The sequence below is a fragment of the Rhodococcus sp. 14-1411-2a genome (assembly GCF_002259485.1).
In the GTDB taxonomy this organism is placed as follows: Bacteria; Actinomycetota; Actinomycetes; order Mycobacteriales; family Mycobacteriaceae; genus Rhodococcoides.
In genome coordinates this window covers 288,807-313,810 of sequence record NZ_NPGA01000019.1, presented here as the reverse complement: position 1 = coordinate 313,810, position 25,004 = coordinate 288,807, and the positions used below count along the sequence as shown (strand labels likewise).

Annotated in this window: 23 protein-coding genes and 1 other RNA gene; 10 read left to right on the top strand and 14 right to left on the bottom strand. The window is 65.7% G+C overall.

Annotated elements, in window-relative coordinates:
* From CH291_RS20145 to CH291_RS20135, 3 genes are all read right to left on the bottom strand, one after another.
* Entirely contained in the window at positions 1-3,048 is a 3,048-nt protein-coding gene (locus CH291_RS20145) for a bifunctional [glutamine synthetase] adenylyltransferase/[glutamine synthetase]-adenylyl-L-tyrosine phosphorylase (protein WP_094688452.1), read from the bottom strand.
* 130 nt (positions 3,049-3,178) lie between these two features.
* Positions 3,179-4,519, bottom strand: a complete 1,341-nt coding sequence (gene glnA, locus CH291_RS20140) for a type I glutamate--ammonia ligase (RefSeq protein WP_032379097.1) — start codon at positions 4,517-4,519, stop codon at positions 3,179-3,181.
* Positions 4,520-4,621: 102 nt separating this feature from the next.
* Positions 4,622-6,190: an alpha/beta hydrolase gene (locus tag CH291_RS20135; RefSeq protein WP_094688451.1), complete on the bottom strand. Its 1,569-nt coding sequence runs from the start codon at positions 6,188-6,190 to the stop codon at positions 4,622-4,624.
* Between the two features lie 81 nt (positions 6,191-6,271).
* On the opposite strand from CH291_RS20135, the gene CH291_RS20130 reads away from it, so the two are divergent.
* The 4 genes from CH291_RS20130 (at position 6,272) to pip (ending at position 10,419) form a co-directional block, all read left to right on the top strand.
* A complete protein-coding gene (locus CH291_RS20130) occupies positions 6,272-8,002 on the top strand; it encodes an NAD+ synthase (protein ID WP_094640405.1) in 1,731 nt (576 codons plus the stop codon).
* Between the two features lie 118 nt (positions 8,003-8,120).
* Positions 8,121-8,972 carry a 3-methyl-2-oxobutanoate hydroxymethyltransferase gene (panB, locus tag CH291_RS20125; protein WP_068052164.1) on the top strand — a complete coding sequence of 284 codons (852 nt, stop codon included), beginning with the start codon at positions 8,121-8,123 and terminating at the stop codon, positions 8,970-8,972.
* A 42-nt stretch (positions 8,973-9,014) separates the two neighbouring features.
* Positions 9,015-9,461, top strand: a complete 447-nt coding sequence (locus CH291_RS20120; RefSeq protein ID WP_176460269.1) for a hypothetical protein — start codon at positions 9,015-9,017, stop codon at positions 9,459-9,461.
* Between the two features lies 1 nt (position 9,462).
* Positions 9,463-10,419, top strand: a complete 957-nt coding sequence (gene pip / locus CH291_RS20115) for a prolyl aminopeptidase (protein WP_094640153.1) — start codon at positions 9,463-9,465, stop codon at positions 10,417-10,419.
* On the opposite strand, the gene CH291_RS20110 is transcribed toward pip, so the two are convergent.
* From CH291_RS20110 to rnpB, 3 genes are all read right to left on the bottom strand, one after another.
* Complete coding sequence (locus CH291_RS20110; RefSeq protein WP_094688450.1) at positions 10,409-11,839, bottom strand: RNB domain-containing ribonuclease; 1,431 nt, start codon at positions 11,837-11,839, stop codon at positions 10,409-10,411. The two genes, pip and CH291_RS20110, sit on opposite strands and share 11 nt — an antisense overlap.
* Before the next feature lie 2 nt (positions 11,840-11,841).
* Positions 11,842-12,024 (bottom strand): hypothetical protein, encoded by a 183-nt coding sequence (locus tag CH291_RS20105; RefSeq protein WP_094688449.1) that lies wholly within the window; start codon positions 12,022-12,024, stop codon positions 11,842-11,844.
* 60 nt (positions 12,025-12,084) lie between these two features.
* Positions 12,085-12,526: RNase P RNA component class A (rnpB, locus tag CH291_RS20100), an RNA gene on the bottom strand.
* Positions 12,527-12,589: 63 nt separating this feature from the next.
* Between rnpB and CH291_RS20095 the strand changes: the two genes are divergently transcribed.
* Complete coding sequence (locus tag CH291_RS20095) at positions 12,590-13,114, top strand: DUF1697 domain-containing protein (RefSeq protein WP_094688448.1); 525 nt, start codon at positions 12,590-12,592, stop codon at positions 13,112-13,114.
* Positions 13,111-14,361, top strand: a complete 1,251-nt coding sequence (locus tag CH291_RS20090; RefSeq protein WP_094688447.1) for an SLC13 family permease — start codon at positions 13,111-13,113, stop codon at positions 14,359-14,361. Before CH291_RS20095 ends, CH291_RS20090 begins: the two co-directional genes overlap by 4 nt.
* A 32-nt stretch (positions 14,362-14,393) precedes the next feature.
* On the opposite strand, the gene CH291_RS20085 is transcribed toward CH291_RS20090, so the two are convergent.
* Positions 14,394-14,813, bottom strand: coding sequence for a MerR family transcriptional regulator (locus tag CH291_RS20085; RefSeq protein ID WP_094688446.1), 420 nt, complete (start codon positions 14,811-14,813; stop codon positions 14,394-14,396).
* A 55-nt stretch (positions 14,814-14,868) separates the two neighbouring features.
* On the opposite strand from CH291_RS20085, the gene CH291_RS20080 reads away from it, so the two are divergent.
* On the top strand, positions 14,869-15,606 hold the full coding sequence (locus CH291_RS20080) for an SDR family oxidoreductase (protein ID WP_094688554.1): 738 nt from the start codon (positions 14,869-14,871) through the stop codon (positions 15,604-15,606).
* A gap of 217 nt (positions 15,607-15,823) precedes the next feature.
* Here CH291_RS20080 and CH291_RS20075 read toward each other — a convergent pair whose 3' ends face one another.
* The 5 genes from CH291_RS20075 to cobC all read right to left on the bottom strand — a co-directional run bounded on the left by CH291_RS20075 (position 15,824) and on the right by cobC (position 20,587).
* Positions 15,824-16,360 (bottom strand): Uma2 family endonuclease, encoded by a 537-nt coding sequence (locus CH291_RS20075; protein ID WP_094688445.1) that lies wholly within the window; start codon positions 16,358-16,360, stop codon positions 15,824-15,826.
* 94 nt (positions 16,361-16,454) lie between these two features.
* Positions 16,455-17,564, bottom strand: a complete 1,110-nt coding sequence (locus CH291_RS20070) for a bifunctional RNase H/acid phosphatase (RefSeq protein ID WP_094688444.1) — start codon at positions 17,562-17,564, stop codon at positions 16,455-16,457.
* A 5-nt stretch (positions 17,565-17,569) separates the two neighbouring features.
* Entirely contained in the window at positions 17,570-18,307 is a 738-nt protein-coding gene (locus CH291_RS20065; RefSeq protein WP_032394446.1) for a zinc ribbon domain-containing protein, read from the bottom strand.
* A gap of 106 nt (positions 18,308-18,413) precedes the next feature.
* Positions 18,414-19,535 (bottom strand): Nif3-like dinuclear metal center hexameric protein, encoded by a 1,122-nt coding sequence (locus tag CH291_RS20060; RefSeq protein WP_094688443.1) that lies wholly within the window; start codon positions 19,533-19,535, stop codon positions 18,414-18,416.
* Positions 19,536-19,549: 14 nt separating this feature from the next.
* Positions 19,550-20,587, bottom strand: a complete 1,038-nt coding sequence (gene cobC, locus CH291_RS20055; RefSeq protein ID WP_094688553.1) for an Rv2231c family pyridoxal phosphate-dependent protein CobC — start codon at positions 20,585-20,587, stop codon at positions 19,550-19,552.
* A gap of 55 nt (positions 20,588-20,642) precedes the next feature.
* Here cobC and CH291_RS20050 point away from each other — a divergent pair, with 55 nt between their 5' ends.
* The 3 genes from CH291_RS20050 to CH291_RS20040 are packed head-to-tail and all read left to right on the top strand — an operon-like array spanning position 20,643 to position 22,747.
* Complete coding sequence (locus CH291_RS20050) at positions 20,643-21,335, top strand: HAD-IA family hydrolase (protein WP_094688442.1); 693 nt, start codon at positions 20,643-20,645, stop codon at positions 21,333-21,335.
* Positions 21,332-21,805, top strand: coding sequence for a low molecular weight protein-tyrosine-phosphatase (locus tag CH291_RS20045; protein ID WP_179272133.1), 474 nt, complete (start codon positions 21,332-21,334; stop codon positions 21,803-21,805). The genes CH291_RS20050 and CH291_RS20045 overlap by 4 nt, the downstream gene beginning before the upstream one ends.
* Positions 21,806-21,823: 18 nt before the next feature.
* Complete coding sequence (locus tag CH291_RS20040) at positions 21,824-22,747, top strand: SURF1 family cytochrome oxidase biogenesis protein (RefSeq protein ID WP_068052193.1); 924 nt, start codon at positions 21,824-21,826, stop codon at positions 22,745-22,747.
* Here CH291_RS20040 and CH291_RS20035 read toward each other — a convergent pair.
* Both CH291_RS20035 and CH291_RS20030 read right to left on the bottom strand, forming a co-directional pair.
* On the bottom strand, positions 22,688-23,656 hold the full coding sequence (locus CH291_RS20035; protein WP_094688441.1) for a cobalamin biosynthesis protein: 969 nt from the start codon (positions 23,654-23,656) through the stop codon (positions 22,688-22,690). The two genes, CH291_RS20040 and CH291_RS20035, sit on opposite strands and share 60 nt — an antisense overlap.
* 364 nt (positions 23,657-24,020) lie before the next feature.
* Positions 24,021-24,917, bottom strand: coding sequence for a LysR family transcriptional regulator (locus CH291_RS20030; RefSeq protein ID WP_094670128.1), 897 nt, complete (start codon positions 24,915-24,917; stop codon positions 24,021-24,023).
* Positions 24,918-25,004 lie beyond the last annotated feature (87 nt).

Here is a 25,004-nt window from a genome sequence, read left to right as displayed (position 1 = left end):
CTAGTTCCCGCCGAACGTCCTCTCCACCACTGCCTTTGCTCGACGCGTCACTCGTAGGTAGTTGTCGAGGAACGCTCCGGCATCGCCGTTCTCCCAACCCGCTACCTGCGCGACTGCGGACAGCACAGCTCCCGGTCGCGGCAGCTGATCGGTGGGCTTACCGCGCACCAGGACCAGCGCGTTGCGGGCCTTGGTTGCGAGAATCCACGCCTCCCTGAGCAATTCGACGTCGGTTTCGCTCATGAGCTCGGCTGCGCCGATGGCGTCGAGTGACTGCAGAGTCGAGGTGTTGTGCAGCGTCAGGACCTTGTGCGCGTATCTGAGCTGGATGAGCTGGACGGTCCACTCGATGTCTGCCAGTCCCCCACGTCCGAGCTTGGTGTGGGTGGAGGGGTCGGCCCCCTTGGGTAGACGCTCGGAGTCGATGCGCGCCTTGATGCGTCGGATTTCGCGGACCGCATCGGCGGACACGCCGCCCTCGGGGTAGCGCACCTTGTCGGCCATCAGCAGGAATCGGATTCCGAGATCCTGGTCGCCGGCCACCTGGTGTGCGCGCAGCAGAGCCTGCACTTCCCAGGCCTGAGCCCACTGCGAGTAGTACGCGGCGTACGACGACAGGGTGCGCACCACCGGTCCGCTTCGCCCTTCCGGTCGCAGACCGGTGTCGACCTCGAGGGGCGGGTCGGTGCTGGGCGCGCCGAGCAGTTTGCGGATGCGATCGGCAATGGTGTTCGCCCACTTGACCGCAACGGTCTCGTCGGCACCGTCGACCGGATCGCAGACGAACAGCACGTCGGCGTCGCTGCCGTAGCCGAGCTCACCGCCGCCGAGGCGACCCATGCCGATGACGGCCAGAGTTGCCGGTGCCGGTTCCCCGCGCTCGATCTCGCTGGCTCTGATGGCAGCGGCCAGGGCGGCATTGATGACGGCGGCCCAGACCGAGGACAAGGCCCGGCACACCTGAGGGACGTCCAGCATGCCGAGGATGTCGGCCGACGCCACCCTTGCGAGCTCGTGCCGTCGAAGTGCCCTGGCTGCGTTGATGGCTCGAACCGGGTCCTCGTAGCGCGCCGAGGATGCCAGGATCGCACGGTAGGTCTCTTCGGGTTCGGCGTCCAGCAGCCGCGGGCCGGTGGGTCCGTCGGCGAACAACCGAATGACCTCGGGGGCCTTGATCAGCAAGTCCGGGACATAGGCCGAGGAGCCGAGCACGATCATCAGGCGCTGTGCCACTGCGCCTTCGTCGCGCAGCACGCGCAGGAACCACGTCTGCTCCCCCGCCGATTCGGACAGCCTGCGGTAGTTGAGCAGTCCGGCGTCGGGGTCGGGGGTATCGGCAAGCCATTCGAGCAGCGTAGGAAGCAGCACGGCCTGAATCTGACCGCGCCGGGTGCCGGAGCCGACGAGCGCACGCAGATGGCCCAACGCATTCTGCGGTGTCGCGTAGCCGAGCGCAGCGAGCTGACGCGTCGCGGCGTCGGGCGTCAGACGCACCGTCTCGGAGTCGAACTTGACCACCGAGTCGAGCAACGGCCGGTAGAAGAGCTTGGCGTGCAACCGGCGGATGCGCTGCGCATTGCGCTTGATCTCGGCGTTCAGCACGCCGAGAGCGTCGCGGTTGCCGTCGGGTCGCATGTGCGCCGAACGGGCCAGCCACCGCAGGGCTTCCTCGTCGTCCTGAGGAGGCAGGGTGTGTGTGCGACGCATTCGCTGCATCTGCAGGCGGTGCTCGATCAGCCGGAGAAACTCGTAGGAGGCCGTCAGGTTCGCGGCATCGTCGCGGCCCACGTAGCCGCCCTCGGTGAGTGCGGTCAGTGCATCGGTCGTGCCGAGAACGCGCAGCGACTCGTCGGTTCGACCGTGCACCAATTGCAGGAGCTGGACGGCGAATTCGACGTCCCGCAGGCTGCCGCGTCCGAGTTTGATCTCGCGCTCGCGGAGCTCCGGCGGCACCATTTCCTCGACGCGACGCCGCATCGCGCGCACCTCGGGCACGAAGTCCTCGCGCTGGCTGGCCAACCACACCATCGGGTTGACCGCGTCGACGTAATCGTTGCCGAGCGCGATGTCGCCGGTCATCGGGCGGGCTTTGAGCAGAGCCTGGAACTCCCAGGTCTTGGCCCAGCGCTTGTAGTAGGCAACATGCGAATCCAAGGTGCGGACCAGCTCGCCGCGTTTGCCCTCCGGCCGCAGCGCCGCGTCCACCTCGAAGAACGCCGAGGATCCGATGCGCATCATCTCACCGGCGATGCGGCTCGCCTGCGAGTCGGCGGGCTCGGCGACGAACACGACATCGACGTCGGAGACGTAATTGAGTTCGCGCGCACCGCATTTGCCCATCGCGACGACGGCCAGACGCGTCGGACACGGAGCGTCCGGGCACACGGTGGCCACCGCCACCGCCAGTGCAGCGGTGAGCGCAGCGTCGGCCATGTCGGACAGTTGCGACCCGACCACCGTGTACGGCAGGACGGGTTCGTTCTCGACGGTCGCGGCGAGGTCGTATGCCGCCAGCACCATGATCTGGTCGCGGTACTTCTTGCGCAGCGCGATCACCGCGGGCGGTCCTGTGACGGTCGCGCGGTACAGGTCCGGTGCGGCATTGGGGCCGGTCTCGGGTTCGGCCCCGACGGCCTCGAGCAGTTCCGCGACCAGGGTGGCTTTGGTGGGTAACTCGATCTTCGCCGAGACTCCGCTGCTCTGACCTTCCTTGGTCAGCAGCAGACGCCAGGTGCTGTCGTCGGCAACCAGATGATCGGCGAGCGCACTCGAAGCCCCGACGAGACCGAGGATGCGTCCGCGGAAGCCCTTGTCGGTGCGCAGTGCAGAGTCGAACTCGGCCCACCCGGCACCGAGCACTTCGTACATCCGCACCAGGGTCCGCAGTGCGAGGTCCGCGTTGGGCGCACGGGAGAGCGACCACAGCAGCTCGAGGCTTTCCTCCCCCGTCCAACCGAGGGTGCGCAGGTCGGACGGCGCAGTTTCTTCGACGAGGCCGAGACGGCCCGGTCCGGGAACGACGGATCTGGAGGTCGGAGGACGCACCATCTACAATCCACCTCGGGATGCCACAGAATTACCTCGTCGTCAGTACACAGCGGCGCGAGGGTGCTCGCGTCGGCATCGGAACTACCATTGAAGGATCGAGTAGAACGTAGCCCATGACGACGCCGTGCTGTTAAAGACCCAGGTAGGCCTTCAGCTCGTACGGCGTGACGTGACTGCGGTATTCCTCCCACTCGCGACGCTTGTTGCGGAGGAAGAAGTCGAAGACGTGCTCGCCCAGTGCTTCGGCGACCAGTTCGGAGCCTTCCATCGCGTTCAAGGCCTGATCGAGGTTGCCCGGTAGCTCCTTGTACCCCATGGCGCGACGCTCGGCGGAGGTCAACGCCCACACGTCTTCCTCGGCCTCGGGCGGCAGGGTGTAGCCCTTCTCGATTCCGCGAAGACCGGCCGCGAGCAGCACCGCGAATGCCAGGTACGGGTTGCAGGCCGAGTCCGGGCTACGGATCTCGACGCGCCGCGAGGATGCCTTGTTCGGGGTGTACATCGGCACGCGGATCAGTGCCGAGCGGTTCGCCGGTCCCCAGGATGCAGCGGTCGGTGCTTCGCCGCCGCGCACGAGTCGCTTGTAGGAGTTGACCCACTGGTTGGTCACGGCGCTGATCTCGTTGGCGTGTTCGAGGATGCCGGCGATGAACGACTTGCCGGTCTCCGAGAGCTGCATCGGATCGTCCGGGTTGTGGAACGCGTTGGCATCGCCCTCGAACAGGCTCATGTGCGTGTGCATCGCCGAGCCGGCCTGGTCGCTGAACGGCTTGGGCATGAACGTCGCGCGCACACCCTCTTCGATGGCAACCTCCTTGACCACGTAGCGGAAGGTCATGATGTTGTCGGCCATCGACAGTGCGTCGGCGTAGCGGAGGTCGATCTCCTGCTGGCCGGGTGCGGCCTCGTGGTGGCTGAACTCGACCGAGATTCCCATCGATTCGAGCGCGTCGATGGCGTGCCTGCGGAAGTTCGGAGCCGAGTCGTGGACGGCCTGGTCGAAGTAACCGCCGTTGTCGGCCGGGGTCGGCGGTGAGCCGTCCTGCGGGGCGTCCTTGAGCAGGAAGAATTCGATCTCGGGGTGCACGTAGCAGCTGAACCCGAGGTCCGCGGCCTTGCTCAACTGGCGACGCAGCACGTGGCGCGAGTCGGCCCAGGACGGCGAGCCGTCGGGCATGGCGATGTCGCAGAACATCCGCGCCGAGTGCTGGTGGCCCTTGCTGGTGGACCACGGCAGAATCTGGAACGTCGACGGATCGGGCTTGGCCACGGTGTCGGCCTCGGACACGCGAGCGAATCCTTCGATGGCGCTACCGTCGAAACCGATTCCCTCGTCGAAAGCCCCTTCGAGCTCGGCGGGGGCGATGGCCACCGACTTGAGGTACCCGAGGACGTCGGTGAACCAGAGGCGGACGAAACGAATGTCGCGCTCTTCGAGGGTCCGGAGCACGAATTCCTTTTGACGATCCATGAACGCGAGAGTAAGCAAACGGAGTTAAATCTGTGTTACATCGTGAATTCGGTCTCACTTCGTGAAACTCTCAGCAGACTTTCCAGGTGGTGAGGTAGCACGTCAGCACCGCAATCCGTCCCCCGGCGGAACCAGATCGACAAGATAGTTCACCAACGGATCGTCGATGCACTCGACGCCCGAGAAGGCGACCGTGTGCTGGGTGCCCTCGTAGGTCACCAGATCGCCGCGCAGCTGAGCAGCCAACTCCACACCTGCCTGGTACGGCGTGGCCGGATCGTCGGTCGTCGAGACCACCACCAGGGTCGGCAGTCCCTCGACGTCGACGATGTGCGGTTCGCTCGTGTTCGGCACCGGCCAGAAGGCGCACAGGTCGAGCGGCGCGTTGCCCGTCGCCCGGCCGTCGTCCAGATACGGCGCGGCGGCGCGGAACCTGACGTCCGCCGCGTCGGCCTCGGCGCGATCGGTGGTCGGCGGGCCGTCGACGCAGCGAACAGCGTTGAACGCGTCGTCGATGTTGGTGTAGCTGCCGTCTTCGAGCCGTCCGGAGTAGGTGTCGGCGAGCCGGAGCAGGGTGTCGCCCCTGCCGTCGCGCAGTTCGTTCAATCCGGCCCGCAGCAGACGCCACAGCTGCTGCGAGTACAGCGCCTGCTGGGCACCGGTGATCGCGTCGTCGTAGCTGAGACCGCGAGGGTCGGTCGTCTCGGCCGGCTGGTCTATCAGCGGGTCGACCAGCGATCGGAACTGCTCGACGGCCTGGGCCGGATCGGTTCCGAGCGGGCAGGTGTCGGTCTGTGCACAGTCGGCGGCGAACTGATCGAACGCGGTCTGGAATGCCGCGCCCTGGGCGACGGCTTCGTCGACGGGTGACTGGTCCGGATCGAGCGCACCGTCGAGCACCATTGCGCGCACGTTGGACGGGAACTCCTCGGCGTACGCGGTCCCGATTCGGGTGCCGTAGGAGTAACCGATGTAGGTCAGTTTCTCGTCGCCGAGAACCGCACGGATGACGTCCATGTCGCGCACCACTTCCCGGGTGCCGACGTGTTCGAGCACGTCCGCCCCGGTGCGCTCGACGCACTGCGCGGCGTAGTCCCGATGTTCGGCCTCGGTCGCCGCGATGCCCTCGGGGCTGACGTCCACATCGGGTTCGCGACGTTCCTCGTCGACCTCCTCGGATGTCAGGCATCGCACCTCCGGATCGGATGCTCCGATCCCGCGCGGGTCGAAGCCGATCCGATCGAAGCGATCGGCGACGGCGGTGCCTTCCGCCTGCCCGGCGAGGTAGAGCCCCGACGACCCGGGCCCGCCCGGGTTCATCAGTACCGACCCGATCTTCTCGCCCGTCGCCTCCGTTCGCGAGATGGCGACCTCGATCGTCTTGCCCTCGGGGTCTGCATAATCCAACGGCACAGTCACCATCGCGCACTCGACGGCTCTTCCCAGTTCACTGCCGTCGGTGTTGTAGCTGTCGCAGGACTCCCACTCCAGCGTCTGCGTGTAGAACGCCTCGAGCCCCGAGGGAATCGGGCCGGCGACCGATGCCGGCGACGAGGCGTCGGGCACCGCGGAGTTCTCCGGTGTGGCGGTGGGCTCGGGGCCGGAGCAGCCTGCGAGCACCACGGCCACGGCCGACATCGCCACGGCCGACTTCCTGGTGCGCGTTCTCATGGACACGATCGTGCCAGGTCTTTCGAGCGCGCCGCTCTCGCTGCCCGGCGGGGACGTCGTGCGAGCACTAGCGTGGGCGCAGTGCAGGCACTTCGACTCGCCCTCGCCCAGATCAACTCCGTCGTCGGCGATCTTGCGGCGAACTCCGCAGCCATCGTCGAGTGGACGGTCCGCGCGGCCCACGACGGTGCCAACGTGGTGGTGTTCCCGGAGATGGCGCTGACCGGATACCCCGTCGAGGATCTGGCTCTGCGACCGTCGTTCGCCGCCGCATCGGCTCGCGCCCTCACCGAGCTGGCTGCCGCCTTGGACAGTGCCGGGTGCGGCGACCGCATCGTGGTGGTCGGTTACCTCGATCGCGACGCCGAGGGCTCGCGGAACAGCGCGGCAGTGATCACCGATGGACGGGTTGCCACTCGATACGACAAGCACTCGCTCCCCACCTACCGGGTGTTCGACGAGGCCCGCTACTTCGCTCCGGGATCCGGCCTGAGCATCACGACGGTGAACGGCCTGCGGCTCGGTGTCGTTGTCTGCGAGGACATCTGGCAGCCGGGCGGGCCGGTGCCGGCCTACGGGGCAGCCGGAGTCGACATGTTGCTCTGCCTCAACGCCAGCCCTTTCGAGCAAGGAAAGGACGAGGTGCGCCGCTCCATCGCCGCGCGCCGAGCCACCGAGATCGGTGCCCCGATCGCCTACGTCAACGTGGTCGGTGGACAGGACGAGCTGGTGTTCGACGGGGCGAGCTTCGTCGTCGGGCCGGACGGTTCCACCTGGGGCCGCTCCCCGCAGTTCGTCGAGCATCTGTTGATCGTCGACGTCGATGCGCCCGCCGATCCGGGTCCGGACGCCGCGGCGGTACCCGGCTGGAGCATCGACCGGATACCGCTGCCCGACGTCGCGATCACCGGCTGGCAGCGAGCCGAGCCGTACCTCGCAGAGATAGCGAGCACCGAGGAACAAGTGTGGGGCGCACTGGTGACCGGACTACGAGACTATGTGCACAAGAACGGTTTTCGTTCGGTGGCTCTCGGATTGTCCGGCGGGATAGATTCTGCGGTGGTCGCCGCCATCGCAGTCGACGCCCTCGGCCACGACGCGGTACACGGAGTGTCGATGCCCTCGACGTACTCGTCGGGTCACTCCCGCACCGACGCAGAGGATTTCGCGTCGCGCACCGGTATCCATTTCCGCGTCGAGCCCATTGCGAACATGGTGGCCTGCTACGTCGACCAGCTGCATCTGACCGGCTTGGCCGAGGAGAACATTCAGGCCCGCTGCCGGGGCATGGTGTTGATGGCACTGTCGAACAGCTTCGGCCATCTGGTGCTCGCCACCGGTAACAAATCCGAGCTGGCCGTGGGCTATTCGACGATCTACGGGGATGCCGTCGGCGGCTTCGCTCCGATCAAGGACGTGCCGAAGTCGCTCGTGTGGGATCTGGCGCGGTGGCGAAACAAGTCCGCTGCCGACCGTGGTGACATCCCTCCGATACCGGAGTCGAGCATCGACAAGCCGCCGTCCGCCGAGCTCCGGCCGGGCCAGCTCGATACCGACTCGTTGCCCGACTACGACGAACTGGACGCCATCGTGTTTCGCTACGTCGATCACGACCAAGGGTTTGCGGACATCGTGGCGGCCGGGTTCGACGCGGCGGTGGTCGCGGACATTCTGCGCAAGGTCGATGCGTCGGAATACAAGCGGCGCCAGTACCCGATCGGTACCAAGGTCACCTCTCGTGCGTTCGGTCGCGATCGCCGCATGCCGATCACCAACGGCTGGCGGGACCACGCGACGCTCGACGAGGTGTGACGAATTGCACTGCCGGTAGCTTCCCGGCAGTTCGCGCGCAGTGGCAGACTCGAGCACGTCATCACACCCCATCCCGGGGACCCGCCGAGCGGGCCTCGAGGACCAGAAAGGGACAAAGATGTCCGAAACTGCTGTGTACGGCGGATCTGCCCAGGAAGCACCCTCCACCGCGTTGACCCGCAAGACCCGCACCCACCACCTTCTGCAGATGAAAGCCGACGGTGAGCGCTGGGGAATGCTCACCGCATACGACTACTCCAGCGCCCGCATCTTCGAGGAAGCCGGCGTACCTGTTCTCCTCGTCGGCGATTCGGCGGCAAACGTCGTCTACGGCTACGACACCACCGTGCCGATCACCGTGGACGAGCTTCTTCCGTTGGTTCGCGGAGTGGTCCGCGGCGCACCGCACGCCCTCGTCGTGGCAGATCTGCCCTTCGGCACGTACGAGGCCTCGCCGCAGCAGGCCCTCGAGACCGCAGTTCGGTTCATGAAGGAAGGGCTCGCAGGCGCAGTCAAGCTCGAAGGCGGCGAGCGCGTGGCCGCCCAGATCGCTGCGATCACCGCCGCGGGCATCCCGGTGATGGCCCACGTCGGCTTCACCCCGCAGAGCGTCAACACCCTCGGCGGTTTCCGCGTCCAGGGTCGCGGAGATGCGTCCGAGCAGCTCGTGGCCGACGCCATCGCAGTCCAAGAGGCGGGAGCATTCGCCGTCGTCATGGAGATGGTTCCCGCCGACATCGCCGGCCAGGTGACCCGCAAGCTGACCATTCCGACGGTCGGTATCGGCGCGGGCAACGAATGCGACGCGCAGGTACTGGTGTGGCAGGACATGGCCGGATACACCAATGGCAAGACCGCGAAGTTCGTGAAGAAGTTCGCCGACGTCGGCGATTCACTGCGGACCGCGGCAACGACGTACATGTCCGAGGTGCGATCGGGAGTCTTCCCCGGTCCCGAACACAGCTACTGATCGTTCTCGCCTCGCCGGAGTTCGGGTGGCACACTCGGGGCCATGACAATCAGACGGGGTACGACGTCCATTGCAGGAAGAAGCGCAGTCGCATTGGCAGGCGCGGCTGCGCTTCTCGTCGTAGCGACTGCATGCAGCACCGACACCACCAACACCGGTTCGTCGTCCACCACGACGGTCGCACCGACCCCGACGGTCACCGCACCGCCTGCGGGCGCAGCGATCACCGACGCGCAGAAGCAGCAGCTGTGCACCGATCTCGAAGCGCAGCTGTCCAATTGGCGCGTCCAAGGGCCCACCCTTGGTCGCGGCGGGCTCAACATTCTCGTGCAGACCTGGGCGGCGCAGAGCGGCGTCATCAATCTTCAGGTGGTGCAGGACCGAGCGATCATCGACGACATCACGACGGAAACCTGTTCGGACGTACGAGACGAGGCCATCCGATCGCTCGACATTCCGGACCTCGCGTCCGGTCTGGTGGGCTTCTGAGATGCGGACCCTCTACCCCGAAATCGATCCGGCGGAGACCGGCCACCTCGATGTCGGCGACGGCCAACAGATCTACTGGGAGGTCTCCGGCAATCCCGACGGTGCGCCGGTGGTGTTCGTGCACGGCGGTCCGGGCGGTGCCACCAATCCGTTGCAGCGCAGGTATTTCGACCCGCAGGCCTATCGAATCGTGTTGTTCGATCAGCGCGGCTGCGGGCAGTCGACCCCGCACATTGCCGACGGTGCAGATCTGTCGGTCAACACCACCGACCGGTTGATCTCGGACATGGAGAAGCTCCGCGAGCACCTGGGTATCGACACGTGGTTTGTGTTCGGCGGTTCGTGGGGCTCGACGCTGTCCCTGGCGTACGCGCAGTCGCACCGTGATCGTGTGCGTGGGCTCGTACTACGGGGAATCTTTCTCGTGCGTCCGTCGGAGATCGCCTGGTACTACGGCGGCGGGGCAGGCCACATCTTCCCCGATCTGTGGGAGAAGTTTCTCGAACCCATTCCGGAAGACGAGCGCGACGGCAATCTCGTCGAGGCGTATCACCGGCAGCTGATGTCCGAGGACCACGAAGCCGCGACGCGAGCTGCGGTGGCATGGTCCACCTGGGAGGCAGCGACGAGTTACCTGCTGCCCAAACCGGATGCAGTGCAGTCCAATTCGGATGCACGGTTCGCACTGGCGTTCGCTGGTATCGAGAACCACTACTTCCGGAACAACTGCTTTCTCGAAGAGAATCAACTGCTGCGCGACGCCCACCTGCTCGACGGCATTCCCGGTGTCATCGTGCAGGGCCGCTACGACGTCGTGTGCCCGGCAACGAGCGCGTGGGCACTGCACAAGGCCTGGCCCTCAGCAGATCTGGTGATCGTCGACGATGCCGGTCATTCTGCGGCCGAGCCCGGCATCGTGCATCACCTCGTCGAGGCGACGGATCGTTTCAGGCCGTGACCGCCGAGTAGTCGAATCGTACTGCGCGCGAGTCGGTGTCGGCCCGGATCAACCGGACCTTCACCGACTCCCCCGCGGGCGGTTCCCCGTCGCACTTGCCGAGGACGATCGGTTCGGACACCAACACCTCGGCATCCCGCTTGCCCTCGGCACCGCGCAGTACGACCGCTGAGAATTGCTCGCCCACTCGGTCTTTGAGTACGTGCGCTTCGGTGAGGTCGATGCAGGCGCGGTCCACTTTCGATGCCGCGGAATCCGATCCGCGCATGATTGCAGGCAGCTCCGGCAATGCCTGCGCGGCCCAGTCCGGTATCGGAGTTCCGGCGACGACCGCCAGGCACACCTCGGTGGCGAATCGATCGGACAGCCGCCGCAGTGGTGCCGTCACGTGGGCGTACGGGGCACCGATTCCAGAATGTTCCACCGATTCGTCGCTGTCGGCAGGGGTGGTGGTGCGATCGAACGCGCGGTAGTCCGCACCACGCAGCAAACCGGTCGCCTGGGTCATCATCGCCAGTGTCGACGGCTCACCGGTTGGCAAACCGGCCAGCACTGCGCCGGCCGATGCCCCTGCCGGCCAGTCGATTCCGAGCGCGGTTGCTGTCTTCTTCAACGTCTCCACGGCCTCGGCGGGCGCGGGTGGGAGTGTGCGGACGAGGCCGATTCCGGCGTCGAGCATGATTCTGGCGGCGCACATCCCCGTCAAGAGCGACACCTCGGCGTTCCACCCGTCCACTGCCGTGCGGGGCTGCAGATCGATGCGCCACCCTTTTCCGTGCGGCGTCACTTCCTGCTCGGGCAGTGTGATGTCGATTGCCCCGCGCCGCCTGGCTGCGGCCGCGCGCTGTGCCCCGAACTCCGCCAATGCCGCGATGGAGGGGTGCGGTGTGCCTGTTTCGACGTCAGCCTGCACCGCGGCGTAGTCGAGCCGTGCAACAGAGCGCACCAGGGCGCGGGTGACGGTCCACGCGGCCGCCTCGCCGACGTCGTCGAGTTCGATGGTCCACAGCGCGGCGCAGCGAGTCTGCCCCTCCAGCAGGCTGCCCGAACCTTCCGACAGCTCTCGTGGATGCAACGGCACGGATCCGTCGGGGAGGTAGAACGTCTGGCCGCGTCGACGGGTTTCGGCATCGAGCGCTCCCCCGGGCGTCACCAGTGCGCCCACATCGGCGATCGCGTAGTGCACCACCAGCCCGTTGGACGTCTTCTCGATGTGTACGGCTTGGTCGAGGTCCTTCGAGCCGGGTGGGTCGATGGTGACGAACGGAATGTCGGTGCGGTCGATTCTGCTGTCGGCGTGCAGGTCTCGTGCTTCGATCGCCTCGCGCATCACGTCTGCGTCGAAAGTTTCGGTGAGCGCGAACTCGGATCTGATGGCCTCGAAGTCGAAGCCCGGAGCCCTCAGCCGGGTGAGCAGCACCGTCAGTTGTTCCAGTCGTCGTCGGAATCGGCGGCCTTGTTGCGCGCCGCGGCTATCTTCAGCGCCTGCTCCGCGGTGGCCTTGTCCGGATAGGGGCCCATGCGGTCGAGGGCGTTGGTCTGCTTGCCCTGTACGACCTGCTTGGTGGTGATGTCGTAGTACCAGGAGGTGTCGTCGTCGGTCATGACTTCCAGTGTGCCCCATGGAGCGACGCCGCAGGCGAACTGCGGGAGAAATGGTGAGTGCGAACGAGTCGGCCTGTAAGCCGGATCCTGTCTGCCGTTCCTGCTCTCGCAGGTCCGACGTCGACGACCATCCATCTGGGCACACCGTTGCCGGGTACCTCGAGCAGTCCACCCGCAGGCTCGGGCGAGCAGCCCTCGAGCACCTGCGCAGCTGCACCCCTTGCGCGATGCAGCCTTCGACCTTGCTCCGGGCGGGGTTTACCTAGCCATCCCAGTCACCTGGGATGCTGGTGCGCTCTTACCGCACCGTTTCACCCTGACCTGCAGTTCGACTCCGAAGAACCGATCCGCAGGCGGTCTGTTTTCTGTGGCACTGTCCCGCGAGTCACCTCGGGTTGCCGTTAACAACCGCCCTGCTCTGTGGAGTCCGGACTTTCCTCGGCCCGAAGCGCGACGACACTCGTTCGCCGGTCCTCCGAGCCGCAGCCGTCCGGCCAACTCGTTCGCGGTTGCACACTCTACTCGGCGAGCCGCGCCAGCCGGGAACCGAACTACAGTTCCTCCCATGAGTGAGTGGGTCGTGTTGCTCCGCGGCATCAACGTCGGTGGCATCAACATCAAGATGGCCGATCTCCGTGAGGCCCTGACATCGGCCGGCTTCACCGATGTCCGCACCGTTCTGGCGACTGGCAATGTTCTGCTGGGCTCCTCGCTGCGCGTCGACGCCGTCAAGGCACAGGCGGAGAGCACGCTCGCCCAGGCGTTCGGCTACCAGGCCTGGGTTGTCGTCCTGGACGTGCCGACGCTTCGAGCGATAGTGGAGTCCTACCCGTTCGACGCCGAACGGGAAGGCTGGCATTCTTATGTGGTGTTCGGTAGCGATGACAGCCATTTGACCGAATTGTCCGCTCTTGCAGAAGAACTCGACCCTGAACTCGAAAGGATTGCCGAGGGGAACAGCGTGCTCTATTGGGAGGTGCGCAAGGGCAACACCACCGACAGCACGTTTGGCAAAGCCACCGCCAAAGCGAAGTACAAGGCCACGACCACCACCCGAAACGTGCGCACACTGGTGAAGATTCTCGCGTGACCGTTCTCGCCGCGGCACTGGTGGCCGCCGTTCTCGTCTTCGCCATCGTGCGCCCGCGCGGTCTCCCGGAGATCGTTGCCGCACTTCCAGCCGCGGCGGTCGTTCTGCTCGTCGGCCTCGTCAGCCTCGACGCCGCACGCGAGCAAGTACTCGAACTCGCTCCGACCGTGGTCTTTCTGGCGTTCATCCTGATCCTGGCGCACCTCTCGGACGCCCTCGGAGTGTTCACGTGGATAGCCGCGAAGCTCCGCCGAGGATCCAAGGGCAGTCCCCGCCGGTTGCTCACCCTTGTGTTCGCTGCAGCGGCATCGACCACCGCGGTACTGAGCCTCGACGCCACCGTGGTTCTGCTGACGCCGGCCATCATCGGCGCTGCGCGGATTCTGGGGATGTCGCCGCGTCCGCACAGTTACGCCACTGCACACCTGTCCAATTCGGCGTCGACGCTGCTGCCGGTGTCGAACCTGACCAACCTTCTTGCCTTCGCCGCGACCGGACTCACCTTCCTGCATTTCACCGCTCTGATGGCACTGCCGTGGATTTTCGCGGTGGCCATCGAGTTGGCGGTGTTCCTGATCTTCTTCCGCAAGGATCTGAGCCGCACCGCCGCACCGCCGGAGAAGTCGACTCAGCAGAGCGCCGAGGACGTCCCCGCACCGCGAACCACGCTGGCCATCCTCGGCACAACACTCATCGGCTTCGCGGTGGCAGGCCTGTTCGACGTCGAACCGTTCTGGGTGGCCGCGATGGGATCGGTGGCATTGGCCGTCCCCGCACTCCGGGGCCGGCACACCAGTGCTCGCGCCATTCTGCGCGGTGCCGATCTACCGTTCTGCGGCTTCGTCTTTCTGCTCGGCATCGTCGTTCTCGGCGTCACGACAGGGCCGATCGGCGACTGGCTGGCGCGAATCCTGCCGTCCGACACCACGTTCGCGTCGCTCCTGGCAGCCGCAGCCATCGCGGCGGTGGCGTCGAACATCGTCAACAACCTGCCTGCGACGCTGCTGCTACTGGCCGCCTTCGGAGCCGACGCTCCCCCGGCGTTGCTGTTGGCCATGGTGATCGGCGTGAACCTCGGACCCAACCTGACCTACGTCGGGTCGCTGGCGATCATGCTGTGGCGACGCGTCGCATCGGCCAACGACGAACCGGCAGATCTGCGCACCTTCACTCCTCTGGGCGCAATCACGACGCCGCTGACCATCGTCGGGGCCGTCGCGGGCCTGTGGCTTGCGCTGCAGATCTGACCGGCGTGTCGCTGTAGCGACGGCGAGCACGCCTACGGGTGCTGGTTCCGACTTACAGTCGGGTCCCACAATCCCCCGATATTGCCGGTACGCAACCTCTGTTCGTAGACATCGGTCTTCCACGCGATTGTGTCGCGGGCCTGTTCCAGCTCAGCGATTTGAGCGTCGATTCGGGCACGATGCGTGCTGAGCAGCGCGAGACGGTCGGCCTCGTTACCTGCCCCATCTCGCACAAGCACGGCAAACCGCTCGAGATCCGCCAACGGCATACGGGACTCCCTCAACCGGGTACACACCCGAAGCCAGTCGATGTCGATCTGGCTGTATCGCCTGCGTCCACTGGCAGTACGTTCTACCGACCCGAGGAGCAAACCTTTGCGCTCGTAGAACCGCAGCGCATGCTCACTGAGCCCGACCGCTTTCGCGACCTCTCCGATGGTGTACTCGGACATCTGCCACCTCCCGCAGCTTGACCTAGAGCGAACTCTAGAACATAGCGTGCTGTTCATGACCTCACGATTCGAAGGAAAACGAATACTGATCACCGGAGCGACCAACGGAATAGGACTGGCCGGCGCGCGACTTCTGGCGCGCGAAGGAGCACAGTTGATTCTGACTGGGACGAACAATGAACGCCTGGCAGCTCTGGCTGACGAAGTCAGTTCGGCCACCGTCTTGTTCAATGATGCATCGCTCCCGGACACGGGACACACACTCGCCGAGCAATTGGACGAGCTCGTCATCGACGGACTGTGGTTCAATGCCGGTTACGCTGGCATCGCCCCGATTACCGACGTCAGCACTCCCTTCTTCGACACGATGATGGCAACCAATGTGCGTGGCCCCCTGCTTCAGCTTGCCGCGCTGAGTGATCAACTGAGCGACGCCGCCTCCGTAGTCGTCACCTCATCGACGTCGACCTACGAAGGGGCTCCGCTGACCGCCGTGTACGCGGCAACAAAAGCGGCACTCATTGCCGCTGCGCGCACCTGGGCCACAGAACTTGCCCCTCGGAAAATTCGGGTCAACACTCTGGTTCCAGGTGCAATCGAAACAGGTTTCCGAAGCTTCATGGATACCGAGACCCGCCAGGACTTCGAGGCAGGCGTCCTCGGCCGAGTGCCGCTCGGCCGAATCGGGACGGCTACGGAAGCTGCTGCGGTTGCGCTGTTTCTGCTTTCCGAGGAGTCGAGCTACGTCACTGCCAGCCAATACTCGGTCGACGGTGGACTGGGCCACCGCTGACTACTTCCGACATCGGCCCTGTGTGAGATGAGTTGCACGGCGCTCGATTTCCGATTCGACGCCCAGAACACGCGGCGGATCTTCTAGCGCTCCACGAGCCCATCCATGTTGCCGAAATACGAATGAGATCGACTGTGGTGCAGTGATTTCGATGAACGCGGGCTGCCGACTGGGAGCGGAACGCAAATTAGGTACCACTTGACTATGGACAGTCGTGTCAGCTCAACGCAGCGTCGAGATCGATCGTCAGTGGCACTGGAGATTCGATGACGCATCGACCTCGACGAACCTGCTCGACATATCCGTGCGGACTCAGATCCAGCGTTGTGAGCGTGGCTGCATCCGGATCGACAATCCAGTAATGGGGAATCCTCGCGTCGGCGTACTCGCTGCGTTTTGTCACCACATCAGTACCACGAGACCCAGGCGAGATCGCCTCGACAACCAATACGACGTCTTCGTCGTGCAGCGCCTCGGGTGAGTCGAGTGCGCACACAACCACGTCGGGTACCCGCACCGTCGCTGGCGTTACCGAATCGACGACAACCTCGACCTCCGGTAACGCCTCCAGACCGCCCTGCAACTGGTCGTCGAGCTGTGCGCACAGTCGAAACAGAATTCGGGCGTGGGCTTTCGACGGTCGCGGTGACGCGATCAGCACACCCTCCTGGATCTCGGCGTGAAAATCGTCTTCACCCAGCGCGCGCCACTGCTCGACAGACAGCAGTTCGGGATGCGCTCTGGCGACGGTCACTCGTGCAGTTTGTCCGCGGTCACTGCGGCACCACCGACTATGACGGCGCTACCTGCCCAGTCGTCAACGTGCAGTTACCCGCGCCATCCGGCCGTCAGGTCAGTCGCGCCAAATGCGAGGTGTCGTTCACCAATCGCACCGAGGCCCCGCCGTCGGGGTAGAACTCGGCGATGCTCAGCGACGCGAGGTCGAGGTGCAGTCGATACAGCAGCGACGGGCCGACGTCGAGGGCGAGTTGCAGCAGCATCTTGATCGGTGTCACGTGTGTGACCACCAGAAGGGTCTTCCCGGCGTACTCGGTGAGCAACTGGTCGCGGGTTGCTTCGATGCGCATGCGCACCGCGTCGAAGCTCTCCCCGTTCGGTGGTGCGACGGAGGTGTCGCCGCGCCACGCCTTGTGCGCGTCGGGGTGACGTTCCATGGCCTCGGTGAACGTGAGGCCTTCCCAGTCGCCGAAGTCGGTCTCGATGAGACCGTCGACGGTGGTGACGGGCAATCCCAAGCGGTCGGCTGTCGCCGAGGCGGTCTGTTGCGCGCGCCCCAGTGGCGAGGCAACGATGGCGTCGATATCGGTGCGCGACCCCAGAACCGTTGCGGCAGAATCGGCTTGACGTCGACCCAATTCGGTCAGATCGGGGTTGCCGCGACCGGAGTAGCGCCGGTCCACCGACATGGGGGTCTGGCCGTGACGCAGCAACAGCAGGCGAGTCGGCTCCCCCATGGCACCGGTCCAGCCGGGCGACTCGGCCTTCTTCGCCACCGGCTCGGCATCGGGCAATTCCGATAGGTCCGCACCCTCGGCCGCGGCGTCCATAGCCTCGTTCGCCAGTGCGTCGGCGTGCGAGTTCTGCGAACGCGGAATCCACTCGTAGGTCACGGAATCGAAGTGGCGGGCCAGGTCGGCCGCTGTGCGCTGAAGCGGAATCATGTCCGGGTGCTTCACTTTCCAGCGCCCGGACATCTGTTCGACGACGAGTTTGGAGTCCATGCGGACCGCGACCTCACGGGCCCCGACATCACGAGCCGCGCTCAGTGCTGCAATCAGTCCGTTGTACTCGGCGACGTTGTTCGTGGCCACGCCGAGCGATGCCCGACGCTCGGCCAGAACCTGCGAGCGATCGGCACTGAACACCACTGCGCCGTACCCGGCCGGGCCGGGGTTGCCACGCGATCCACCGTCGGCCTCGGCGACGACCCTCGACACCTGACTCAAATCCCGGATTCCTTGGTGCGCACCAGGATTGCATTGCACTCCGAGCAACGAATGAGAGCATCCGCGGGCTTGTTGGCGATGCTTGCGATCTCGTTGCGATCGAGTTCGATGCGACACGCTCCGCAACGGCGAGCCTGCAGCAGTGCCGCACCGCGGCCGGTGAGCGCTCGCTGCTTCTCGTAGAGCGCAAGCAGATCCGCGGGCAATCCCGAGGCCAACGATTCGCGGCGCTCGGCGCTGCGCTTCTCAGCGACGTCGAGGTCTGCGACGGCGTCGTCGCGACGACGGCCGGCATCGACGAGTTCGTCTTCGATCTGCGTCAGCTGCGCACCGGCGTGCTCGTAGTCCCGCTCACTGGCCTCGCGCTGCTCCATGACCTCGAGCAGCTCCTCCTCGAGGATGCCCTGGCGACGTTCGAGGCTGCCGAGTTCGTGCTGCAGTTCGGTCATCTGCTTCGGGGCGATCGTGCCGCTCTCGAGCATCTTCTTGTCGCGAGCCTCGCGTTGCCGGACTGCGTCGACCTCGCCTTCGAGTTTGCGGATGTCCCGATCGAGGTCGTCCATCGAGATCTGCACCGTCACCGCGGCATCCTTGCGGGTGGTTCGCTCGGTCTCGAGCTTGTCCACCTCCTGCTGCTCGGGGAGGCTCTTGCGGCGGTGGGCGATCTGCGAGAGTTCGGTATCCACACCGGCCAATTCGAGCAGCGAGGCCTGGACTTTGGGATCGACGTTCACGCTTGATGACTCCTGCGACTATGGAAGTTGATAAGAGATCACCCTACCGGCTACCCGAAACCCAGACAGCCGGATCCACCTCACCGCCGGTCGCTGGGCTCGATGGTCACAGCGTCCACGGGTCGGTCCGCACGTCGGTGACGCGGCTGCTCCAACGGTCGGTGTCGCCGAACGCAGCGTCGACGACGCCTCTCGCCTGTTCGCACCACGGAAACTCCGAGGCCCAGTGCGCGGTGTCGATCACGGCGGGGCCGCCGGCGCGCAGATGCTCGTCGACGGGGTGGTGCCGCAGATCCGAGGTGACGTACACATCGGCGTCGGTGCGCGCCACCGCGGACAGGAACGAGTCACCCGCTCCCCCACACATCGCAACCACCGAGACCGTGGCCTCAGGATTTCCTGCCGCACGTACTCCCCACGTCGTGGCAGGCAACGCCTCGCGGACGACCTCGGTGAACTCGGCGAGGGTCATCGGATTCGGTAGCTTTCCGATGCGCCCCAAACCGGTGCACGACGGTAGAGCCGCGGACTCGAAGACGTCGAACGCGGGCTCCTCGTACGGGTGTGCCCGACTCATTGCCGAAAGCACCTCAGCACGTAGTCCTTTCGGAGCAACGACTTCGATTCGATCCTCCGCCTCGGTGTGCACCTCTCCGGCAACACCGAGGGTCGGGTGTGCGTTCGGACCCGGACGGAACTGGCCGAGACCCGCGCTCTGCCAGCTGGCTTCGCTGTAATCGCCGATCTGTCCGGCTCCGGCATCGAACATTGCCTGTCGCACCGCAGCGGAGTCGGAGGTCGGCACGAAGACCACCCACTTGTCATGTGCGGGAGCAGGAATGGGATCGAGAGGTCTGGTGTCGATCACGCCGAGGGCGGACGCGAGCGCGTCGGAGACACCGGGATCGGCGGAGTCGGCGTTGGTGTGGGCGGTGAACAACGCGCAGTCGGCCTTGATCAGGCGATGGATCACCGAGCCCTTCGCGGTGTCGGCCGCGACGGTGTCGACGCCTTTGAGCAGTAAGGGATGGTGGGCGACGATGAGATCGGCACCCCGAGCGATGGCGTCGTCGACCACGGCGTCGGTGACGTCGACGGTGTACACGACCTGCTGCACAACAGCTTCGGGATCTCCGCACACCAGGCCCACCGAGTCCCAGCTCTCCGCCAGACGGGGTGGGTACGCGTCGTCGAGTACCTCGATGACGTCCGCCAGTGTCACTGCCATGGTCGATGCTCTCCTCACAGAACGGTGTTCAACGCGTCCACCAGTATGTCGACCTGCTGCGAGTCCCGTATCGCGACGCGCAGGTAGTGACGGTCGAGCCCCGGGAACGTGTCTGCGCGCCGCACCGCGATACCCATCGTGCGCAGGCGTTCTCGGACCGAATCGGCTCCGTCGACGCGCAGCAGCAGGAACGGGGCGCGGGCGGGTCCGGTGACGTCGAGGCCCAGAGCCTCGAGTCGCGGGATCATCGCAGTTCGTTCGCGGTGGATTCGCTCGGACTCGGCGCGTGCCCGATCGACGGCGAACGGTTCGGTGCAGGCGCGGATCGCTTCGAGCTGCAGACTCCCCAGAGGCCAGTGCGCGCGGCCGTACTGCAGCCGTGCGAGGACGTCGGGGTGGCCCAGCGCATATCCGCATCGCAATCCCGCCAGCGCCCACGTCTTCGTCAGGCTCCGCAGGACCAGCACGTCGGGAAGGCTCTGTGAGGCGACCGATTCCCCCGACCCGAGAACTGCGTCGGCGAAGGCCTCGTCGATCACCAGCGTGCGTCCGGATCCGCGCAGACTCAGTACCGCCTCACGGGGATGCAAGACCGACGTGGGGTTGGTCGGGTTGCCGAGGATCACCATGTCGGCGGCATCGGGCACGAGCGTCGGATCGAGCTCGAAGGGCGGCGGCAGGATCACTCGGTGCACTGGAATGCCCGCCTGCTCGAGCACCCAGTCGGGCTCGGTGAACGACGGGTGGATCGTCGCCACCAGCTGGGGCTCGAGCCGCGGCAGCATCGAGAACCCCTCGGCCCCGCCGCTGAGCAGCAGCACCTCGTCCGGTGAGCGGCCGTGGTGTTCGGCCACCTGTTCTCGTGCGGCCTTGTCGGCGGCCGTGCTCGGGTACGAACCCAACGAACTCAATGCCGCGGCCAGCCGATCGCGAAGCCATGCCGGCGGTCCGTCACCGCGCACGTTGACGGCGAAGTCGACGAAGCCGGAATCGACCTCGACGTCGCCGTGGTGACGGAGTAGCGCATCGGGATCGGCAGCTGTGTCGGACATCGCGACGAGCGTAGCCGCGCCGTCACCGAACGGCCCGCACCGATAGGCTCGGATCATGTCTGTCGATGCTCCCGCGTCCGTTGTCCTGTTCGATCTCGATGGGACGTTGACCGATTCCGCACCGGGAATTCATGCCGGTTTTCGTCATGCGTTGGCGTCGGTCGAGGCTCCCGAACCGACCGAGGAACAGCTGTCGATGGTCGTCGGACCACCTCTGATCGACACGTTGCGCGGGCTCGGCCTGGACGAGGATGCAGCGCAGCGCGCACTGGCGGCGTACTTCCAACGCTACGACGAGCGCGGCTGGGCCGAGAACACCGCGTTCGACGGCATCGAGACGGTGTTGACGCGATTGCAGGAACGCGGCGTGCGCCTCGGCGTTGCGACGTCGAAGTCGGAGCGATTCGCCGTCCGGATTCTGGACCACTTCGGTCTGTCGCGGTACTTCGAGTTCATCGGCGGGGCCAGCAACGACGGCACCCGACGGGCGAAGTCCGATGTGATCGCACATTCGCTGACCAACCTCGGCATCGATCCGGTGGAGTCCGCGGACGGCGGCACAGCCGGGGTGATCATGATCGGTGATCGTGATCACGACGTGCACGGTGCCGCTCGATTCGGCATTCCCACGGTGTACGTGGAGTGGGGCTACGGCGTCGACGGCGAGGGCGACGACGCCGCGTTCACCGCGTCGAGCATGGACGAACTGGCCACCGTGCTGGAGCAGAACACGGCGGCCGTGCAGTGAACGAGCCACTGCATGTGACCTTCGTGTGCACCGGCAACATCTGCCGATCACCGATGGCCGAGAAGGTCTTCGCAGGGCATCTGCGCGACGCCGGTCTGGGCGACGCGGTGCGCGTCTCGAGTGCCGGGACCGGCGGTTGGCACGTGGGCGACGGCGCAGATCCACGCACCGTCGCCGAGCTCGATGCCCACGGATACGACAGCGAGCACGAGGCAGCGCAGGTAGGACCGGATCACCTGGCGGCAGATCTGATCGTCGCCCTCGACTCCGGCCACGCCCGCGCCCTGCTGCAGCTCGGCGCTCCGGCAGATCGCGTCGCCTTGCTGCGGTCGTTCGATCCCGATGCCGACGACTCCTCGGTGGCCGATCCGTACTACTCCTCCGATTCGGCGTTCACCGAGGTGCGCGAGCAAATCGAAAGTGCCGTTCCCGGCATGCTGGACTGGGCACGGTCTCGACTCTCTCGCTGACCCGGCTACCGTGGTGGAGTGCGAAAGTTAGCGTTCTTGCTGCGACCCAAATGGTTGGTGCTGGCTGCGGTGGTGCTGGCCTTCGCGTTCCTGTGCTTCAGCGTGCTCGCTCCGTGGCAGTTGGGGAAGAACACCTCGACGTCCGCGCGCAACGATCTGATCACCCGATCCGTCGACGCGGATCCGGTGCCGATCTCCGACGTTCTCACCGCAAACGGGTTTCCGGCCGAGGACGAGTGGCGTCGGGTCATCGCCTCCGGGGCCTATGTCACCGATTCCGACGTGCTGGTGCGACTGCGCAGCATCCGCGATCAGCCCGCATACGAGGTCATCACCCCGTTCGTGATCGACGGCGGGCCCACTGTGCTCGTCAATCGCGGGTACGTGTTGCCGGTGGAGGGAACCAGAGCGCCCGAGTTCGAGGCGGCACCCGCCGGTGAAGTGACGCTGAACGCACGGGTACGCCAAGCCGAGGGCACCTCGCGCGAGCCCGTCGAGGACGACGGCCGGCTGCAGGTCTACAACATCAATCCGGAACAGATCGGCGCGGCGGTCGGAGTCGACGCCATCGACGGATACCTACAGCTCGACGACGCTCAGCCGGGCGGTCTCGGCTTGATCGAGCTACCGCAGACCGACGCGGGCCCCTATCTGTCCTACGGTCTGCAATGGCTGGCGTTCGGCATCATGGCACCGCTGGGTCTGGCGTATTTCGCTCGGGCGGAGATACGCGAACGCCGCAATTCGCGTGCCGAGCTCGCGAATGCGATGTCCGGCGAGCCGGAGACCGAGCCCGAGCCGGAGGACAAGGCCGGACCGGACGAGGAAGAAGAATTCACGCTGCCCACCCGCCGCGAGAAGCGGGCAAAGGCGCGCGCGGCGTCACGCCCGACGACGCCGTCGGATCCTCGCTTGGCCGATCGCTACGGCAAGAATCGCTGACGCGACCGCGGACAGTTCCTGCACTCGGCTCGACAGTGCCACCGATCGACGAAGATCGCGTGCGGTCGGCGAGTGGCCGTCACCGAGTGTCGGCCTGATCTCGATGCCGTGACGGTACTGCGTTCTGCCGCCGAGCTGCAGCCCCAGTGCCCCGGCAGCCGACGCCTCCGCAACACCGGCGTTGGGGCTGGGGTGCTGCGCGGCGTCGCGTCGCCACATCTTCAGGGCTCGGGCGGGCGATCCCTGCACCGAGGGCGCTGCGACAACCGTCGCCACACCGGTGACGCGAGCCGGTAGCAGGTTCAGAACGTCGTCGATTCGCGCTGCGGCCCAACCGAAACGCAGATACTTCGGAGACCGGTAGCCGACCATCGCGTCGAGCGTGTTGCTCGCTCGGTAGGCCAGAATTCCCGGGACCCCGGCCAGTGCTCCCCACACCAGCACTCCGACGGTCGCGTCGGAGGTGTTCTCCGCGATGGACTCCAGTGCGGCGCGCGCGAGGCCGTCGGAGTCGAGTGGTTCCGGATCCCGACCGCACAGTGACGGCAGCAGTGCGCGTGCGCTCGCGAGGTCGTTGTTGTCGAGGTGGTCCGCCATCTGCCGACCCACCTTCGACAGGGACGTGCCACCGAGGGCGGCCCAGGTAGCGGCCGCGACCAGAGCGACCTCGGCGGGTGCACCCACACGAACGGCCACGCGGTTCGACCCGACGCCGAGTGCGGTCACCGAGCCGATCAGCGCGACTGCGTGGACGACGCCGAGGGCCCGACTATCGCGATAGAGGACGTGTTCGACGCGCAGCGCCGTGGTGCCGAATCCTGCCACCGGGTGCCAGCGTCGTGGGTCTGCGAACACTCGATCGAGGCCGTAGCCGACCAGTAAGCCGATCGCTCGGGGGTGTGTCCACATCCCACGAATCTTGCCAACTGTGCACCCGGCGCAGGAATTCGGTATGCCGGACTCAGCGCTGGCGGTACGCGCCCGCCAACTGGCGGCCACGGAAATTCATGTCGCTTCCGTCGTTGAGCAGTGCGATTGCCATACCGACGAAGCCGACCGTTGCCATTACGAACAGTGTCATGATTCCCCCAGAATCTCGAGTGGATCCGCGTCCGCGGATGTGTCTGTAACAGATTGTTACCCCTATCTTCACTGTTTCCCACTTCTTTGAGGTCGGCGTCACGTGTGTCCGTCATCACGAGACGCGCGTCTCATCGAAACGTCCAAATATCAACGGCCACCGGCACTCTCGGACTGTGCACTTCTCGCGTCGTTACTGCGACACAGGAAAGAGATGTTGTTCGTCGGTCACGACCGACCGCAGGAATTCGTCGACGGCCTTCACCCGCGCCAGACCGGTCAGCTCTCGCGGCACCACCGTCCAATACGTCCGCTCGACCGAGACGACGCCGGGCAACACCGACGCGAGGGCCTCGTCGGGCTCACCGATGTAGCTGGGCAAGGGCGCAATTCCCACCCCGGATCTCGCCGCGATCCACTGCCCGGTGATGTTGTTGGTCTGAATCTGCGCGCGGCCCTCCGGCAGAATCGCATCCAGGATTCGCAGCGGTGCCACATCGAGCAACGCGTCGACGTACGAGATCAGCGTGTGTTCTCGTAGATCGTCGACGGTGTCGATGGGCGACGTCGCGGCGAGATACTCGGCGGCAGCGTAGAGCCCGAGGGAGTACGTGGCCAACCTGCGAGTCACCACGAATCGCGGCGACGGCCGCTCCAACGTGATTGCGATGTCGAATTCCCTGGTGGCCAACGAGTTGTGCTCGGTGGCGGTGACCAATTCGATGTCGAGGTCGGGGTGCTTGTCTCTGAGCAGCCCCAGTTTCGGTGTCAGAACGAACGCTCCAAACCCGTCCGGGGCTGCGATGCGAACGGTCCCTCGCAGTGTGCCGGTGTCGGAGGTCTGATCCTCGAAGGCGGCGATGAGTGTCGATTCGACGGTCTCGGCATATCCGACGAGGCGTCGACCCGCCTCGGTGAGCCGCCAACCCGTCGGCGTTCTGTCGAACAGGCGTTGACCGGCCGATTTCTCGAGCGCGGTGATGCGCCGACCGACGGTGGTGTGGTCCACACCGAGAGTGTGCGCGGCGTCGGTCAAACGCCCGGTCCTCGACACTTCGAGGAAGTAGCGGAGGTGGTCTGCGTTGAACACCCACCGAGACTATCGCCGGTGTGCATTTCTGCACAGCGATCTGCGGTTTTGGCCTTTGACATGTGCATCCTTACAAGTGAGACTCGG

Bases quoted from the DNA above. Each gene is read 5' to 3' on its own strand.
- glnA (WP_032379097.1), bottom strand. From the start codon at position 4,519: ATGGATCGTCAAAAGGAATTCGTGCTCCGGACCCTCGAAGAGCGCGAC.
- CH291_RS20095 (WP_094688448.1), top strand. From the start codon at position 12,590: ATGAGTGAGTGGGTCGTGTTGCTCCGCGGCATCAACGTCGGTGGCATC.
- CH291_RS20145 (WP_094688452.1), bottom strand. From the start codon at position 3,048: ATGGTGCGTCCTCCGACCTCCAGATCCGTCGTTCCCGGACCGGGCCGT.
- pip (WP_094640153.1), top strand. From the start codon at position 9,463: ATGCGGACCCTCTACCCCGAAATCGATCCGGCGGAGACCGGCCACCTC.
- CH291_RS20050 (WP_094688442.1), top strand. From the start codon at position 20,643: ATGTCTGTCGATGCTCCCGCGTCCGTTGTCCTGTTCGATCTCGATGGG.
- CH291_RS20120 (WP_176460269.1), top strand. From the start codon at position 9,015: ATGACAATCAGACGGGGTACGACGTCCATTGCAGGAAGAAGCGCAGTC.
- CH291_RS20135 (WP_094688451.1), bottom strand. From the start codon at position 6,190: ATGAGAACGCGCACCAGGAAGTCGGCCGTGGCGATGTCGGCCGTGGCC.
- CH291_RS20105 (WP_094688449.1), bottom strand. From the start codon at position 12,024: ATGACCGACGACGACACCTCCTGGTACTACGACATCACCACCAAGCAG.
- CH291_RS20060 (WP_094688443.1), bottom strand. From the start codon at position 19,535: ATGGCAGTGACACTGGCGGACGTCATCGAGGTACTCGACGACGCGTAC.
- CH291_RS20035 (WP_094688441.1), bottom strand. From the start codon at position 23,656: ATGTGGACACACCCCCGAGCGATCGGCTTACTGGTCGGCTACGGCCTC.
- panB (WP_068052164.1), top strand. From the start codon at position 8,121: ATGTCCGAAACTGCTGTGTACGGCGGATCTGCCCAGGAAGCACCCTCC.
- cobC (WP_094688553.1), bottom strand. From the start codon at position 20,587: ATGTCCGACACAGCTGCCGATCCCGATGCGCTACTCCGTCACCACGGC.
- CH291_RS20085 (WP_094688446.1), bottom strand. From the start codon at position 14,813: ATGTCCGAGTACACCATCGGAGAGGTCGCGAAAGCGGTCGGGCTCAGT.
- CH291_RS20080 (WP_094688554.1), top strand. From the start codon at position 14,869: ATGACCTCACGATTCGAAGGAAAACGAATACTGATCACCGGAGCGACC.